Consider the following 14,879-nt stretch of genomic DNA (forward strand, 5'->3'; position numbering starts at 1 on the left):
CTTGTCGATGCCGCGCTTCAGATCCATCGGGTTCATGCCGGCGGCGACGGACTTGAGGCCTTCCTGCACGATCGACTGGGCCAGGACGGTGGCGGTGGTGGTGCCGTCGCCGGCCTTGTCATTGGTCTTGGAGGCGACTTCGCGGATCAGCTGGGCGCCCATGTTCTCGAAGGCGTCCTCCAGCTCGATCTCTTTCGCGACCGAGACGCCGTCCTTGGTCGAGCGCGGGGCGCCGAAGGACTTCTGGATGATGACGTTGCGGCCCTTGGGGCCGAGGGTGACCTTGACCGCATTGGCCAGGACGTTGACGCCCCGCAGCATCTTCTCGCGGGCTTCGGTGGAGAACTGAACTTGTTTCGCGGCCATGTGAGGCTGCTCCTAATTCTGGATTGTCAGGGAAAGGGTCGGAAGGCGGCGGTGCTTACGAGAGCACGCCCAGCACGTCCGATTCCTTCATGATGATCAGGTCCTCGCCTTCCAGCTTGACCTCGGTGCCCGACCACTTGCCGAACAGGATGCGGTCGCCGGCCTTCAGTTCGAGGGCGTTGACCTTGCCGCTTTCGTCGCGCAGGCCCGGGCCGACGGCGATGACCTCGCCTTCCTGCGGCTTCTCCTTGGCGGTGTCGGGGATGATGATCCCGCCCTTGGTCTTCGATTCCTCTTCCACGCGCTTCACGAGCACGCGGTCGCCGAGCGGACGAAACGCCATCTGTAACATCTCCCAAAACAGTTCGATTGAAGCCCCGGGTCCGGCTTTGGCAGCCGCTGCCCCCGAGTGCTAACGCGAGCGGGAGGTAGGGCTCCGGTCCGGCCCCGTCAAGCACGGCCACGCCGGAATTGTCGCCGGGCGCAGGGAGGCGGGCATGAACCACGCCTGAACGCCATCCTCCGGCTCCATACAGGGGCGCGGCGTCATAACGACGGATCAGCGCCGCCTCCGGGCGTCGTAAAAGGAGCCATCCGATGCGATTTTCGATCAAGACCCTCGCCGCCGGTTCGGTCGCGGCCCTGGCGCTCGGCGCCGCCGCCGCCCCCGCCAGCGCCCAGTCCTACGGCGGCGACCCGCTGGTCGACGCCATCATCCGCGGCGTCATCCTCGCCACAGGCGACAACGGTCGGTACGGCTATCAGGACGGAGCCTACCGCGGCCCCGACTGCCAGTATTACCGGGACGGCCGCTGCTACCGGAATCTCGGCCACTGGGAGCGCGAGCACGGCATCAACAGCCGCGACGGGGCCTACGGCGACCGCTACTACAACGGCCGCTACATCGAGGGCCGCACCTACGCCGGCCGCGGCTACTACCGCGACGGCCGCTTCTGGCGGAACCACGGACAGTGGCGCAGCGCCCAGAACCACAACCGCGACTACCGCTACGACCGTCGCTGGTAGACCAGCTCCCTTATCCCCGGCCGCGTGAGTCCTGGCCGGGTGCGGGCGAGGAAGGCGGGCGCCCGAGACGGCGTCCGCCTTTTTCATGGCCGGGCGCCGACCTCTGGCGCCGGACCGGGTCCGACCCCAGATCCGGCGGAGGTCCGGATACGGGGGCGGCGATGACGACCAGGGCGCATTGGGAGACCGTCTATCAGACCCGGTCTGAGGACGAGGTCAGCTGGTACCGGCCCCACCTCGACGTCTCGCTGAGGCTGATCGAGGACGCCGCGCCGGACCGGGGCGCCGCCGTCATCGACGTCGGGGGCGGGGAATCCACCCTGGTCGACGATCTCGTCGCACGGGGATACGGCGACGTGACCGTGCTCGACATCTCGCAGGCGGCGATCGACGTGGCCCGGGCCAGGCTGGCCGCGACCGCGGCGCGGGCGCACTGGATCACCGGCGACATCACCCGGGTCGAGCTGGACGCCGCCCGTTACGACGTCTGGCACGACCGGGCCGTGTTCCACTTTCTGACGGAGGCCGAAGACCGGGCCGCCTACGTCCGCCAGGTCGCCCGGGCGGTCAGGCCCGGCGGTCACGTCATCGTCGCCACCTTCGGGCCGGAGGGGCCGGAAAAGTGCAGCGGACTGGACGTCGTCCGCTACGACGCGGGAAGCCTGCACGGCGAGTTCGGGGCGAAATTCCGCCTGCTGGACAGCGTCACCGAGTTGCACGAGACGCCCTGGGGGACGCCGCAACAGTTCCTGTACTGCTTCTGCCGGGTGGAGTGAGGGCGGCGAACGCCGCGCCGCCTCACACCATCAGCCGTTTCATCAGCTCGGCCGTCGACGGATCCAGTCCGGCCGACGGCTCGCCCGCCTGCACGTCCTTCAGGATCGCCTTCGCCAGGACCTTGCCCAGTTCGACGCCCCACTGGTCGAAGCTGTTGATGTCCCAGATCACGCCCTCGACGAAGGTCTTGTGCTCGTACAGGGCGATCAGGGCCCCGACCGCCTCGGGAGTCAGGGCGTCCATCAGGAGGGTGGTCGAGGGCCGGTCGCCCGGGAAGGTCCTGTGCGGGGCCAGCCGGTCGGCCTCTTCGGCGTTCGCGCCCGCCGCCAGCAGCTCGGCCCGCGCCTCCGCCTGCGTCTTCCCGACCATCAGCGCCTGGGCCTGCGCCAGGGCGTTCGACCACAATGGCGCGTCGCCTTCGCGGGCGTCCATGGCGGCGTCCGACGTGTGGCCGACGACGATGAACTCGGCCGGGACCACCTGCGGCCCCTGATGAATCTGCTGGAAGAAGGCATGCTGACCGTTGGTGCCGGGCTCGCCGAAAACGATCGGGCCCGTGGCGGTGTCGACCGGCGAGCCGTCCCGCTTCACCCGCTTGCCGTTCGACTCCATCTCGAGCTGCTGCAGGAAGGCGGGCAGGCGGCGCAGACCGTGGGCGTAGGGGGCGACCGTGCGGGCGGGCCGCCCCAGCCCCTCGACGTTGAAGATCTGGGCCAGCGCCAGCAATACCGGCGCGTTCTTCTCCAGGTCGGCCTCGCGGAAATGCTCGTCCATGGCCCGGGCTCCGGCCAACACCCGCTCGAACACGTCCCAGCCCAGCGCCACCGCCACCGACAGGCTGACCGCCGACCACAGCGAATAGCGGCCGCCGACCCAGTCGCGGAAACCGAAGGTGCGGCCGCAGCCCCAGGCCTCGGCCTTCTCCGGCGCGGCGGTGACCCCGACCAGATGGCGCACCATGCGGCGCGGCGACAGGCTCTCGGCCAGCCAGGCCTTGGCCAGATCGGCGTTGGCCAGCGTCTCCTGGGTGGTGAAGGTCTTGGACACCACCACCACCAGCGTGGTTTCCGGATCCAGTCCGGCCAGCGCCTCGCCCATGTCGCGCGGGTCGATGTTGGCCACGAAGCGCAGATCGATGGTCGGCTCCAGCGGCCTCAACGCGTCCCACAGCAGGCGCGGCCCGAGATCCGAGCCGCCGATGCCGATGTGGACGATGGCGGTGAACGGCTGTTTGGTCCCGCCGGTCTTGGCCCCCGAGCCGACATCGGTCGCGAAGGCGGCCATGGCGCGGCGCGTCTCCGCCACCTCTTTCGACACCGGCTCGCCCAGGGCGCGGAAATCGGCGTCGTCGGCCGCCCGCAGCGCCGGATGAAGCACCGCCCGGCCCTCGGTGTTGTTGACCGCCTCGCCGGCGAACAGGGCGTCGCGGCGGCCCTCGACGTCGCAGCTGCGCGCCAGATCGACGGCCGCCTCGAAGCCCTCGGCGCTCCACGACTGTTTCGACAGGTCCAGATACAGGCCGGCGGCCTCCACGCCCATCCGCTCAAGCCGGCGCCCGTCGGTGGCGAAATGGTGGACGATGCGGGCGCCTTCGTCCTTGCGCGCCACGGCGCGAAGCATGTCCAGGGCCTGTGAGCGAGCGTTCATTCGGCGGACTCGGTGGGGAAGGGGGTAAACCCTCGTTTACGGGTCGGGCGTAAGCCGGTTCAACGCCGAAATGGTGATTCGGCATACAAATGAGTTCGCCCAAGAGGTTTCCCATGTCCTGCGGCGCCGCCCTCGCTCTCTCCCTGCTGCTCTCGGACCCGAACGTGGCGCTGGCCGCGGCCCAGCCGCCGGCGGCCGCCGAGGCGCCGGCCCCGGTGGCCGGCGAGCCGCTGTTCGCGGACATCGTGCTGCGCTCCGGCGCGCTGAAGGGCGTGGTCGACCAGTGGCGCGCCAACCTCGCCGCGGATACGGCCTGGTCCGTCCCGGCGGGCGCCCTGACGCAGTTCCGCGTCGAGGCCGAAAGCCTCGCCGCCCTCGACATGCAGGGTCACCTGATCCTCAAGGAACGCGGCACGGACGGCGACCTGAAATGCATCCTGCGCGGGATTTCCGAGGATATCCCGGTCAAGGTCGCGGCCGTCGAGGCCGCGGCCACGCCGGCCGAACGCGGGGTCGCCCTCGACGAACTGGCCTATCTGCTCAACGACAACGTCGAAGTCATCACGGCCCCGCCGCAGCCGCCCGTGTAACCCTCTCCCATTGGGAGAGGGCTATCAGCGTCCCAGCGCCTCTATCACCACCCCTTCGGTCAGAAGCTGGGGCAGGATGCGGGGCTCGGCCCTGCCCGGCGTATACAGCAGATACAGCGGCACGCCCGAACGGCCGTGCCGGCGCAGTTCGGTGGTGATGGCGTCGTCGCGCCGCGTCCAGTCCCCGACCAGATAGACGGCGTTGGCGTCCCGGAACGCCCGGCCGGTGCGGGCCGAATGCAGGGCTCCGGCCTCGTTGATCTTGCAGGTGACGCACCAGTCGGCGGTGAAGTTGACCAGCACCGGCCGTCCTTCGGCGAGGGCCGTCTCCACGGCCCGGGCCGACCATGGCGCGGCGGGCAGGCCCGCGCCGCCGTCGGCCGCCGCTGTCCCCGGCGTCTCGACCGGGAGGCGCACGGCCACGACCCCGCCGGCCGCGGCGAGGATCAGCGCCAGGACTCCGGCGATGGCGGTGAGGCGCGCACGGCGCCCCAGCGCCCGCTCGCCCTGGGCGAGGCCGAGCAGCCACGCGCCGAGCGCGAGCAACAGACCGGTGAGGAACAGCAGGCCCAGCGCGTCGGCGCCGGTCTGGCGGCCGAACACCCAGACCAGCCACAGGGCCGCGCCGTACATCGGAAAGGCCAGCAGCCCCTTGAGCCGCTCCATCCACGGACCCGGCCGGGGCAGGCGCGACAGCAGGCCCGGGGTCAGGCTGACCAGCACATAGGGCAGGGCCAGCCCCAGGCCGAGCATCAGGAACACGGTCAGGGCCAGCGGCCACGGCATCAGCAGGGCGGAGCCCAGCGCCACGGCCATGAAGGGGGCGGTGCAGGGCGCGGCGACGACGACCGCCAGCACCCCGGTCAGGAAGGCGGCCGCAGTCCCGCCCAGCCGCGCCAGCGGGCCCGAGCCCACGCCCTGCAGCCCCGCCCCGACGTGGAACACGCCGGACAGGTTCAGTCCGACCGCCAGCATCAGCATCGCCAGTCCGGCGATCACCGCCGGCGACTGCAGCTGGAAGCCCCAGCCCGCCGCCTGCCCCGCCGCCCGCAGCGCCAGCAGGAGGCCCGCCAGCAGCAGGAAGGTGGTCAGCACTCCCGCGAGGAAGGCCAGCCCGTCCCGGCGCGCGCGCGGCGCATCGTGGGCGGCCCCGGCCAGGGCCGCGGCCTTCATGGCGAGGATCGGAAACACGCAGGGCATCAGGTTGAGGATCACGCCGCCCAGCAGGGCGAACAGCGCCGCCTGGAGGAAGCCGGGGCCCGACCCCGTCTCCGCCGCCTCGCCCGATCCGCCGTCGGGCGCGGGGGGCAGATCGCCGGAACCGCTGGTTTCCGGCAGCGACGCCCCCGGCCCGGCGGTGATCTCGAAGGCGCCCAGCGCCGTGGCCAGCACCCCGCGGATCGGTTGCTGCGCCTGGGCGAAACCGCGATCCGGGGTCAGGGCGAGGGTCAGTCCCTGAGGCCCGTATGCGCCCGACTGCGCGGCGGCGTGGGCGATCACCCCCTGTTCGAACGGGAAGAAATAGCTCGGCCCGGGGTCGCGCCCGGCCAGCGGCCCGCCGGCGGCGCTCAGGACCGCGGCGCCGTCCCGCAGGGTGATCCGGGCCGTGATCCCGGCGGGGCGGGGCGCGGTTTCGACGATCCGCCGGATCGCCGCCCCGTGCCGCGGGTCCAGCGGCGCCGCGCCGTCGCGGAGGGGGAGGTCGAGCGACAGGGTCAGCTCGTCCGGGACGCACATTTCGGCGCTGCACACGAAGAACAGCGCCTTCACCCTCAGCGGCAGGGTCGCGCCCGGACGCGCGTCGGCCGGAATGGTCACGGGGACCGGCAGATAGACCTGCCCGGAATAGCCGTAGTTCATCAGGGACTTGAGCCGCTGCCGCTCGGGCAGGGGCCAGACGATGTCGCCGGCCTCGACCCCGGCGGGCAGGGTCCAGGTCAGGCTGGTCGGGCCGCCGGAATCGCCGGGGTTGCGCCAGTAGGTGTGCCAGCTCGGCTCGATGTCCTGCCGAACGGCGACGATGGCCGTCGAGCCCGGGGCGGCGCCCTGCGACATGGCGACCAGTTCGGCGGCGATCCGCTCGGTGCGCTGCACGCGCCCGTCCTGCGCCGTCGCGAACGACGGGGCCAGCAACAGTCCCAGCAGGACGAACAGAGTCTTCAGGAGGCGGGTCACGGCGGCGACCTTAGCCGCGTCGGCCGCGCCGCGTCACGCGTCGTGCTGTCTCAGCCGGGGCGTCAGCGCCGGGCGGCGTCGACCAGCACCTCGGTGCGGCGCCGCATCGGCTCGCTGGCGCCGTCGGCGGTGACCGAGCCGGACTCGCCCGCCACCACCATGCTGAACACCGGCGAGGGCCAGCCCGCGGCCGTCAGGGCCTCGGCCACGGCCAGCGCCCGCCGCTCCGACAGGTCGAGGTTGGCGTTGGGAGCGCCGCGCGCGTCGGCGAGGCCGATGACGTTGACCTTGCGGATCTCACAGCCCTGCAGCTGGGTGGCGGTCAGGCCGATGGCGTGCCGCGCGGCGTCGGTCAGCCCCGCCTCGCCGTCGCGGAAATAGACCTCGAAACGCTGCGGGGCGCAGATTTCCGGCTCGCTCACCAGCTCGCTGCGGTCCCTCGCGCCCGGCGTCATCGAACAGCCCGCCGCCGCCAGCCCCACAACCGCAATCAGCCACCTCATTCCGCCCTCCCGGCGTTGAAAGGGCGGCCCGCCATGTGACGAACCGCCCTGATCACTCAGAAAGCCCGGCCCCGCCTAGTAGCGGCGCTGGCCATTCTCCCAATAGCACTCGGTCTGACGGCCATCGTAGCAATAGTAGTAACGGCCCTGGCTGTCGCGGTAGCGCTGCTGGTTGGCCCGGTCCTGCTGCGATCCGCGGATCGCGCCGGCCGCGCCGCCCACGACGGCGCCGATGGCCGCGCCGGTGCCGGCGTTGCCGTCGCCGACGTTGTTGCCGATGATGGCGCCGGCGACCGCGCCGATGCCCGCGCCGATCGCGCCCTGACGCACCGTCTCATTGGTGCCGTAGCCGTCGCTGGCGCAGGCGGAAGCCAGCAGGCCCGCGCCGGCGATCGCGATGATTGCCTTTTTCATGGGTATGTCCTTCATCCCTCGGGTTCGCCCCACGGGTGATAATGCTGGATTACCGTGACGGTTCCCCCGCTATGCTCGTGGTTAAGCCTGTATTAGGCTTTCAGTACGCCGCGCAGGGGGCGCGGCAGGCCCCGCATGGGGCGAGAGACGGGGGTTTCGTATGCGTTTTTCTGAACCGGTCCGCATGGCGGATGACGGCGATCACAGTCCCGTGTGGGCGCGCAGCAAGCGGCGGCGGGGCAATCCGTTCATCAGCCTGCTGATCACGCTGCTGGCCCTGTTCGGCGTCCTGACCGCCGTGCTCGGCATCAAGGAGAAATCCCTGGCTGAAGGCGGGGCCATGATGGACGGCTGGATTTCCAGCGGCGTCTCGAAGGTCCGCGGCGAGGCCCCGAAGGTGGCCGACCAGGCCGGCGACGCCGCCGGCGCCGCTGCGGCCAAGGCCGGCGATGCGGCCCAGGCGGGCGCCGCCGCGGCCTCGGACGAACTGAAGAAGCAATAGTCACGCCGCCGCCCCGCCCGGAACATCGCTTCGGGCGGGGCGTTCGGGCGGCATGAGCGCAACCCTGACTCCGGCGGCCGATCCAGCGACCGCGCCCGAAGCCGTGCCGGAAGAGCAGGGGGACGCGGCGTGCGTCCTGACCAGCCACGTCCCGCTGGAGCGGGTCATCATGCTGGTGAACCCGCTTTCCGGCAGCGTCGGGCCGCGGGCGGCCGAGGAAGCCGAAGCCATACTGGAGGCCTACGCCTGCCAGACATCGGTCGTGACGCTGGAGCCGGGCGCGTTCGACGACCAGATCCAGGCGGCCCTCGACGCCCGGCCGGACGTGCTGTTCGTGCTCGCCGGCGACGGGACGGCGGGCAGCATCGCCTCCCGCGCGGGCCCGGACGGTCCCCTGGTCGCCCCGTTGCCGGGCGGCACCATGAACATGCTGCCGCGGGCCCTCTACGGCACGGCGGACTGGAAGGCGGCCCTGAAGATCGCGCTCGAGCAGGGGGCGCCCCAGTGCGTGGCGGGCGGCGAGGTCACGGACGGCCAGACCACCCAGGCCTTCTATTGCGCGGCCATCTTCGGCTCCCCCGCCCTGTGGGCGCCGGCGCGGGAAGCGATCCGGGTCGGCAAGCTGGGGCTCGCCTGGGCCTATGCGCGCCGCGCCCTGAGACGCGCCTTCTCCGGCCAGATGCGGTTTTCACTGGACGGACGCGCGCCGCGCCGGGCCGAGGCCCTGGTCCTGATCAGCCCGATGATCTCGCGGGCGATGGACGAGGACACCGGGCTCGAGGCGGCGGCCATGAACCCCGCCGACGCCGGCCAGGCCTTCCGGCTGGCCGCGCACGCCGTGCTCGACGACTGGCGGCAGGATCCGGCGGTGACGACCCGGGCGACGCAGAAGGTGGCGATGCGCGCCCGCTCCCGCATTCCGGCGGTGATCGACGGCGAACCCGTGCTGCTGCGCCATGAGGCCAGGGTCCGCTTCATCCGCAAGGCGTTCCAGGCCCTGGCGCCGATCCCCGCGGCGGCGGAGGACAGCGTCTAGTGGGGCGGGTGCTTCAGTTCTCGGATGTGCATTTCGGCCGCGAGCATCGTCACGCCTGCGCCGCCGCGCTCGACTACGCCCACGCCACGCCGGCCGATCTGGTGCTGATCACCGGCGACGTGACCCAGCAGGGTCTGCCCGACGAGTTCGCCGCGGCCGGCGACTGGATCCGGCGCATGCCGGAGCCGACCTTCGTCATCGTCGGCAATCACGACGTGCCTTACTGGAGCCTGACGGCGCGCCTGTTTCACCCGTGGCGGGCGTTCGAGCGGGCGATCGGCCATCCGGCGCATGACCACCAGTTCCTCAGCCCCGCCCTGATGGTGCGCGGCGTGGTCACCGCTCGGGGCTGGCAGGCGCGGGCCAACTGGTCCAAGGGCGTCATCGATCTGGCCCAGACCCGCAAGGCCGCCGAGGCCCTGCGCCAGGCCCCGGCCGGCGCCCTGCGCATCCTGGCCTGCCATCATCCGCTGGTGGAGATGATCGGCACGCCGATGACCGGCGACGTCAAGCGCGGCGACGCGGCGGCGCTGATCTTCGCCGAGGCGGGGGTCGACCTGATCGCCACCGGTCACGTCCACGTGCCGTTCGCCCTGCCGGTGAAGCTGGGCGACCATTGCTCCTATGCGGTCGGCTGCGGGACCCTGTCGCACCGCGAACGGGGCGCCCCGCCCAGCTTCAACCAGATCGACTGGGACGCGAAGGAGATCGTCGTCACCGCCATCGCCTGGACCGGCGAGCGCTTCGAGCCCGGGCAGACCTGGCGGCTGCCGCGGCGGCAGGACACCCGCAAGCGATCCACCGCCCCCGACCCCAACGTTCCCGGCGCGCGCGAGAAGGCGGCGACCTGACTTGCGACGGAATTGAAAAGGGCCGCGGCGAACCGCGGCCCTTCCCCGTGTGGTTTCGGCCCCGTCAGATGCGGGTGCCCCGTCCCCTCAGCCCGCCCATGACCAGGGCGATGACGAACAGGATGACGGCGATGATGGCGATGAATTTGGCGATCTCGAACGAGAAATTGGCGATGCCGCCAAAACCGAGGACCGCCGCGACCAGTGCGACGATCAGAAAGATGATGGCCCAGCGAAACATAGGCGGAGACTCCCGGAGACATTGATCCTGAGGAGCGGCTCGAGCCGCCGCGCCTGCTGAATCAACTCTTCCGGAGCGGGGGCGTTCCGCTTCAGCGCCGCCGGCGGCCGTGCGATTTTTCGGTGAAGGCGGCCGCGACCATGGTCGCCAAGGCCGGGTTGCGCAGGAAGATCCAGCCCCCCGCCAGCGCCGCCGCCGTGCCGAGGATCGGCCGCTGGCGGAACAGCATATAGGCCCGCTCGCCGAGGCCCATAGGCTCCTCGTCCTCGATCTCCTCCTCTTGCGCCTCGCGCCGCAGGAAGATCATCACCACGGCCAGAGCCGCGAGGGCGAACAGCAGCATGGTCAGGGCGGCGGCCGCGAGCGGCACGACCACCAGGCACAGGGCGTAGAAGATCGTCGCCCCGAAGGCGACCACGGCGACGAGGGCCGCGCCCGCCGCCACGGCGGCCGCGACGGCCTTCTTCGCCAGCTTGCGGGCCAGCCCTCCGCCCAGCATCAGCGGCGACGGCCGGCGAGCAGCAGGCCGAGAACGACGCCGACGCCGAGGGCGATGGCGGTCGACTGCATCGGACGCTCCTGCACCCGTTCGGTCAGATAGCGCTGGGCCTCGTCGAAGCGCTCGGAGGCTTCGTCGTAATATTCCCGGCCGCGCACCCGGGCCGTGTCGTAATAGCCGCGGGCGCGCTCGCGCAGGACTTCGGACTGTTCGCGCAGCCGGGCCTCCGTTTCCGCAGCCTTGGCCCGCAGACGGGTTTCAGCGGCGCTGGCCTTCTCGCGCAGGCGCGCCTTCTCCTCGGCGCCGAGGGTCTTCAGGTCATCCTTCAGCGTGTTGATGTCGTTCTTCACGGCTGTCCGTGCTGCCTTGGTCGTGGCCATGTGCGCGCTCCGCTTTGCAAGCTTGACGGTTAGATAGAGAACCCTGAGCCGGAACGCCACTGTGACGTGCGGGTTCCGCAACGCAGCATGCCGCGCGCTGGCGAAGCGGCGCTTCCCGGCCTAGACAACGGCGATGACCGACTGGCTGGTCCCGCCCGCCCCCACCCCCTCCCTGCCGATCCTCGGACGGACCGAACGTCTGCCCGTGCGCCGCATCCTGTGCGTCGGCCAGAACTACGCCGCCCACGCCCGCGAGATGGGCCATGAGCGGGCCGAGCCCTTCTTCTTCTCCAAGCCGGCCGACGCGCTGGTGACCGACGGCGCCGACCCGCTGTTCCCGACCGCCACCGCCGATCTGCACCACGAGGTCGAGCTGGTCTGCGCCATCGGCGGGGACGGCGCCATCGCCGGCTGGGCCGTCGGCTGCGACCTCACCCGTCGCGACCTGCAGGCGGCGGCCAAGGCCAAGGGCCGGCCATGGGACGCCGCCAAGGGCTTCGACCAGTCCGCCCCCTGCGGCGCCGTGACCCTCGGCCTCCTGCCGGATCCCGCCGCGCCGATCACCCTGTCTGTCAACGGCCAGACGCGCCAGTCGGGGCGGCTGGACGACATGGTCTGGGCCCCGGACGAAATCCTCGCCAAGGCGCGTACGCTCTGGGACGTCCGGCCCGGCGACCTGATCTTCACGGGCACGCCCGAGGGCGTCGGCCCGCTCCAGCCCGGCGACCGGGTCGAGGCTGCGATCGGCGGCCTGCAGACCCTGACCTTCACCCTGAGGCCGCGATGATCCTGCACGGCTACTGGCGCTCCGGAGCCGCCTACCGCACCCGTATCGCCCTGAACCTGAAGGGGTTGGCCTATGACCAGGCCGGCGTCGACCTGCGCACCGGGGCGCAGCGGTCGGAGGCCTTCGTCGCCCTCAATCCCCAAGGCATGGTTCCGGCTCTGGAGGTGGACGGCGCGGTCCTGACCCAGAGCCCGGCCATTCTGGAATGGCTGGAGGAGGCCCATCCCGTTCCGCCGCTGCTCCCCGCGGGTCCGGTCGACCGGGCCCACGTCCGGGCCATGGCGGCCCTGATCGGCTGCGACATCCATCCGCTCAACAACCTGCGCGTCGGCAAGGCGCTGCGCGAGAGCTTCGGCGCCGACCAGGCCGCCGTCGACGCCTGGGCCGCCCGCTGGATCATTCCGGGGTTCGAGGCGCTGGAACGGCTGGTCGGCGTCCATGGCGACGGCTGGTGCTTTGGCGCGACCCCGACCCTGGCCGACTGTTACCTGATCCCGCAGATCTATTCGGCCAGGCGTTTCAACGTCCCGCTGGACGTCTTCCCCCGCCTGCTGGCCATCGACGCGGCGGCGGCCGGTCACCCCGCGTTCCTCGCCGCCCATCCGGACAACCAGCCGGACGCGGACTGAAGCCGGTCAACGCGTACCTTTCCTCCCGCCTCTGATCCTCGGGCTTTACCCGAGGATCAGAGGCGGGAGGCGGGCTGTGCGGTGGAGACGGCTCCTCGACCGCGACCGTGCGCTCGTCGACCGAGCACCGGACGGTCTGATCCCCGGATCAAGCCCGAGGATGACGGGGGAGGGGCGTCGGGCAAGTCCGGTCTTCAGGTGGAAGCCAATGGCCGCTTCCGACCCGTTGCGGACATTCCGGCCAAACACTTGGAAGGCCAATGCGATCATGATTTGAAGGCAAAATGATCGACGCCGTCGAACTCTATGGTCTGGAAGCCCTGGACGATCCGTTTCGCGAGGAGTTTGAGTACGCTCGCGCCTTGCTCGATGGACCGGAATGGGAACACGGCCTCGAGAAGCTTGAGACGCTGGCATACGCCGGTTCAATGCTTAGTACGATCTGCGTGGCGGGCTGCATGTTGAAAGGCTGGTACGACCACGAAGACCTGCCCGGCGCAGAAGCTTGGTACCGAGTTGCAGCGGAAGCCGGGTACTCCGCAGCATTCATCGGATTGGGAATCACCAATTATCGCATGGGTCGCTTCTCCGACGCGTTGGTGGCGTACGAGAAGGCAGCGGCAAAAGGCCATCCGCCGGCCTACCACGGGCTCGCGTGTCTCTACTGGTACGGAGAAGGTGTCCCACTGGATCGGCAGCACGCGCTGGCGCTTTGGAGACAGGGCGCGTCACTGGGTCACCCGAAAGCAAGGCATGAGTTGGCCCGGGTGCTCCTTCATGGCTACGGGGGGCTCCGGGGCCGGATCGAGGGACTGAGGTATGCTTTCCGACAGGCCGCAGAGATTTTGCGGGGAACTGACCCGAAGCCGCGCTCGGATAAACCGATGAAACCGCTGTCTACCGTTCATTGAGCGTCCGGTTTCAGGCGACGACGGAATGACCGACATCGACCCATTGCGGACATTGGACATTGGGTGTCGCGGGTCTGGAGGGCAGGGTGAGGTCTCGCGAAAGAGACCCAGCCGAGAGGTGAACCAAGCGCGAAGTCCTGGGGCCGCACCAAGTTGTCAGTTCGATCTCCATTCATGCTACTGGAGTTCCCTCAGGCGCGTTCGATCGCGTTTGACACCCCGTGCGGCTTTCGCTTCGCGAGCCTAAGGGACCCCAGAAAGGGCTTTCATGCCCGGCTCAGCCAAACTTCTAGCGGATGATCCAAGCCTCAGCCTCGCTCTCGCGATGGTCTATTCGTCTGCAACACCACTGCTTTTGCTCGACGGCGAGTTCGCAGTGATGGCTGCCAGTGCTTCCTTCTGCGGTGCCTTCGACATCGACCCAGCGCATGCTGTGGGGAAGCCGCTGTTCAGCTTGGGAACGGGCGAATGGGATGTCCCGCAGTTGCGTTCACTAATGGACGCCACCCGATCCGGCGACGCGGAGATCGACGCTTATGAAACTGAACTGCGGCGTCAGGGCGGGCAGTTGCGTTGCGTCATTCTGAATGTCCGGAAGCTGGCGTATGACGACCCTGACAACCTGCGTTTCTTGGTTGCAGTCGCGGACGTCACCGAAGCGCGAGCCCTCGCCCAAACAGCGCGAGAACTCGCCAGGGACAACGACCTGCTCATGCAGGAGGTCCGCCACCGGGTCGCGAATAGCCTCCAGATCATAGCCAGCGTCATGATGCTGAACGCCCGGCGGGCTTCATCGGAGGAAAGTCGAGGCCATCTCCGTGATGCCCACAGTCGCGTAATGTCCGTGGCTGACCTGCAGCAGCTACTCGCCGTCTCCACCCGGGATGTGGTGAACGTGCGAAGTTACCTCACCAAGCTGTGCGGGACGATTGCCGCATCGATGATCGTCGACCCTGACGCCCTCGTGCTGAGTGTCTCTGCACCGGACGTGTCTGTCGAACCCGACGTTTCCGTGAGCCTCGGCCTGATCGTGACTGAACTCGTCATCAACTCGCTCAAGCACGGATTTCCAGACGGCGTTGGGGGAACAATCCTAGTCTCATACGAATGTGACGGGGATCTTTGGACCCTTTCAGTGGCCGACAGCGGTATCGGAATGCCCATCAAGCGGGGCACGGCGCGGGCGGGACTGGGAACCAGCATTGTTCAGGCATTGGCACGACAACTCAGGGCCAGCGTAGTCGTGAGCGCTCTGAGCCCGGGAACCAAGGTCTCCGTCGTTCACACGGCAGCGGCTCCCGCTGAAGCAGACAACGACGTGGCCAAAGCGCAAGTCGCCGTTTAGCGATCCCGGCCTACCTCGGCTACAGGCACGCAAAGGTAGGAAACCCGTTGGTCCGCTTTCCACCCATTGCCGCTGTCCGAGCTGTCCGCTGTCCGGCAGGTCTTGAGGACACGCCCTACGCCAGGAACCGCTCCACCGCCGCGAGGAACCGGTTCGGCTGGTCGATCATGACCATGTGCTCGGCGCCTTCGATCCGCTCG

General features: G+C 69.8%; 19 protein-coding genes. 10 read left to right on the plus strand and 9 right to left on the minus strand.

Features of this window, described 5'->3' with window-relative positions:
* Together VGD32_RS12235 and groES are read right to left on the minus strand one after the other, a co-directional pair.
* Positions 1-366: TCP-1/cpn60 chaperonin family protein (locus VGD32_RS12235; protein ID WP_331032162.1), on the minus strand; the 366-nt coding region annotated here is incomplete at its 3' end.
* Positions 367-421: 55 nt separating this feature from the next.
* Positions 422-709, minus strand: coding sequence for a co-chaperone GroES (gene groES / locus VGD32_RS12240; RefSeq protein ID WP_324817114.1), 288 nt, complete (start codon positions 707-709; stop codon positions 422-424).
* 254 nt (positions 710-963) lie between these two features.
* Here groES and VGD32_RS12245 point away from each other — a divergent pair, with 254 nt between their 5' ends.
* Together VGD32_RS12245 and VGD32_RS12250 are read left to right on the plus strand one after the other, a co-directional pair.
* Entirely contained in the window at positions 964-1,392 is a 429-nt protein-coding gene (locus VGD32_RS12245) for a hypothetical protein (RefSeq protein WP_331032163.1), read from the plus strand.
* 161 nt (positions 1,393-1,553) lie between these two features.
* Positions 1,554-2,168 (plus strand): class I SAM-dependent methyltransferase, encoded by a 615-nt coding sequence (locus VGD32_RS12250; RefSeq protein ID WP_331032164.1) that lies wholly within the window; start codon positions 1,554-1,556, stop codon positions 2,166-2,168.
* Positions 2,169-2,190: 22 nt separating this feature from the next.
* On the opposite strand, the gene pgi is transcribed toward VGD32_RS12250, so the two are convergent.
* Entirely contained in the window at positions 2,191-3,816 is a 1,626-nt protein-coding gene (pgi, locus tag VGD32_RS12255) for a glucose-6-phosphate isomerase (RefSeq protein ID WP_331032165.1), read from the minus strand.
* Positions 3,817-3,929: 113 nt separating this feature from the next.
* On the opposite strand from pgi, the gene VGD32_RS12260 reads away from it, so the two are divergent.
* A complete protein-coding gene (locus tag VGD32_RS12260) occupies positions 3,930-4,406 on the plus strand; it encodes a hypothetical protein (RefSeq protein WP_331032166.1) in 477 nt (158 codons plus the stop codon).
* Positions 4,407-4,430: 24 nt separating this feature from the next.
* Here the strand turns inward: VGD32_RS12260 and VGD32_RS12265 are convergent, their stop codons facing one another.
* From VGD32_RS12265 to VGD32_RS12275, 3 genes are all read right to left on the minus strand, one after another.
* Positions 4,431-6,581: a protein-disulfide reductase DsbD family protein gene (locus VGD32_RS12265; RefSeq protein WP_331032167.1), complete on the minus strand. Its 2,151-nt coding sequence runs from the start codon at positions 6,579-6,581 to the stop codon at positions 4,431-4,433.
* Between the two features lie 62 nt (positions 6,582-6,643).
* Positions 6,644-7,084, minus strand: a complete 441-nt coding sequence (locus tag VGD32_RS12270; protein WP_331032168.1) for an OmpA family protein — start codon at positions 7,082-7,084, stop codon at positions 6,644-6,646.
* A 75-nt stretch (positions 7,085-7,159) separates the two neighbouring features.
* A complete protein-coding gene (locus tag VGD32_RS12275) occupies positions 7,160-7,498 on the minus strand; it encodes a YMGG-like glycine zipper-containing protein (protein ID WP_331032169.1) in 339 nt (112 codons plus the stop codon).
* Between the two features lie 160 nt (positions 7,499-7,658).
* Between VGD32_RS12275 and VGD32_RS12280 the strand changes: the two genes are divergently transcribed.
* From VGD32_RS12280 to VGD32_RS12290, 3 genes are read left to right on the plus strand one after another with little or no spacing between them, the layout of a single operon-like run.
* Positions 7,659-8,000, plus strand: a complete 342-nt coding sequence (locus VGD32_RS12280; RefSeq protein ID WP_331032170.1) for a hypothetical protein — start codon at positions 7,659-7,661, stop codon at positions 7,998-8,000.
* 52 nt (positions 8,001-8,052) lie between these two features.
* The gene (locus tag VGD32_RS12285; protein WP_331032171.1) at positions 8,053-9,036 is read left to right on the plus strand and encodes a diacylglycerol/lipid kinase family protein; all 984 of its coding nucleotides are present in this window, start codon (positions 8,053-8,055) and stop codon (positions 9,034-9,036) included.
* 8 nt (positions 9,037-9,044) lie between these two features.
* Positions 9,045-9,887: a metallophosphoesterase gene (locus VGD32_RS12290; protein WP_331032172.1), complete on the plus strand. Its 843-nt coding sequence runs from the start codon at positions 9,045-9,047 to the stop codon at positions 9,885-9,887.
* A gap of 64 nt (positions 9,888-9,951) precedes the next feature.
* On the opposite strand, the gene VGD32_RS12295 is transcribed toward VGD32_RS12290, so the two are convergent.
* The 3 genes from VGD32_RS12295 to VGD32_RS12305 all read right to left on the minus strand — a co-directional run bounded on the left by VGD32_RS12295 (position 9,952) and on the right by VGD32_RS12305 (position 11,007).
* A complete protein-coding gene (locus tag VGD32_RS12295; protein ID WP_331032173.1) occupies positions 9,952-10,128 on the minus strand; it encodes a DUF1328 domain-containing protein in 177 nt (58 codons plus the stop codon).
* Between the two features lie 91 nt (positions 10,129-10,219).
* A complete protein-coding gene (locus tag VGD32_RS12300) occupies positions 10,220-10,627 on the minus strand; it encodes a hypothetical protein (RefSeq protein ID WP_331032174.1) in 408 nt (135 codons plus the stop codon).
* Positions 10,627-11,007 carry a glycine zipper domain-containing protein gene (locus tag VGD32_RS12305; protein WP_331032175.1) on the minus strand — a complete coding sequence of 127 codons (381 nt, stop codon included), beginning with the start codon at positions 11,005-11,007 and terminating at the stop codon, positions 10,627-10,629. The genes VGD32_RS12300 and VGD32_RS12305 overlap by 1 nt, the downstream gene beginning before the upstream one ends.
* 133 nt (positions 11,008-11,140) lie before the next feature.
* On the opposite strand from VGD32_RS12305, the gene VGD32_RS12310 reads away from it, so the two are divergent.
* From VGD32_RS12310 to VGD32_RS12325, 4 genes are all read left to right on the plus strand, one after another.
* The gene (locus tag VGD32_RS12310) at positions 11,141-11,794 is read left to right on the plus strand and encodes a fumarylacetoacetate hydrolase family protein (RefSeq protein ID WP_331032176.1); all 654 of its coding nucleotides are present in this window, start codon (positions 11,141-11,143) and stop codon (positions 11,792-11,794) included.
* Complete coding sequence (gene maiA / locus VGD32_RS12315) at positions 11,791-12,423, plus strand: maleylacetoacetate isomerase (RefSeq protein ID WP_331032177.1); 633 nt, start codon at positions 11,791-11,793, stop codon at positions 12,421-12,423. The genes VGD32_RS12310 and maiA overlap by 4 nt, the downstream gene beginning before the upstream one ends.
* Before the next feature lie 284 nt (positions 12,424-12,707).
* On the plus strand, positions 12,708-13,334 hold the full coding sequence (locus tag VGD32_RS12320; RefSeq protein WP_331032178.1) for a hypothetical protein: 627 nt from the start codon (positions 12,708-12,710) through the stop codon (positions 13,332-13,334).
* Positions 13,335-13,602: 268 nt separating this feature from the next.
* Positions 13,603-14,679, plus strand: coding sequence for a sensor histidine kinase (locus VGD32_RS12325; RefSeq protein WP_331032179.1), 1,077 nt, complete (start codon positions 13,603-13,605; stop codon positions 14,677-14,679).
* The last annotated feature ends 200 nt before the right edge of the window (positions 14,680-14,879 follow it).

The sequence above is a fragment of the Brevundimonas sp. genome (assembly GCF_036402095.1).
In the GTDB taxonomy this organism is placed as follows: domain Bacteria; phylum Pseudomonadota; class Alphaproteobacteria; order Caulobacterales; family Caulobacteraceae; genus Brevundimonas.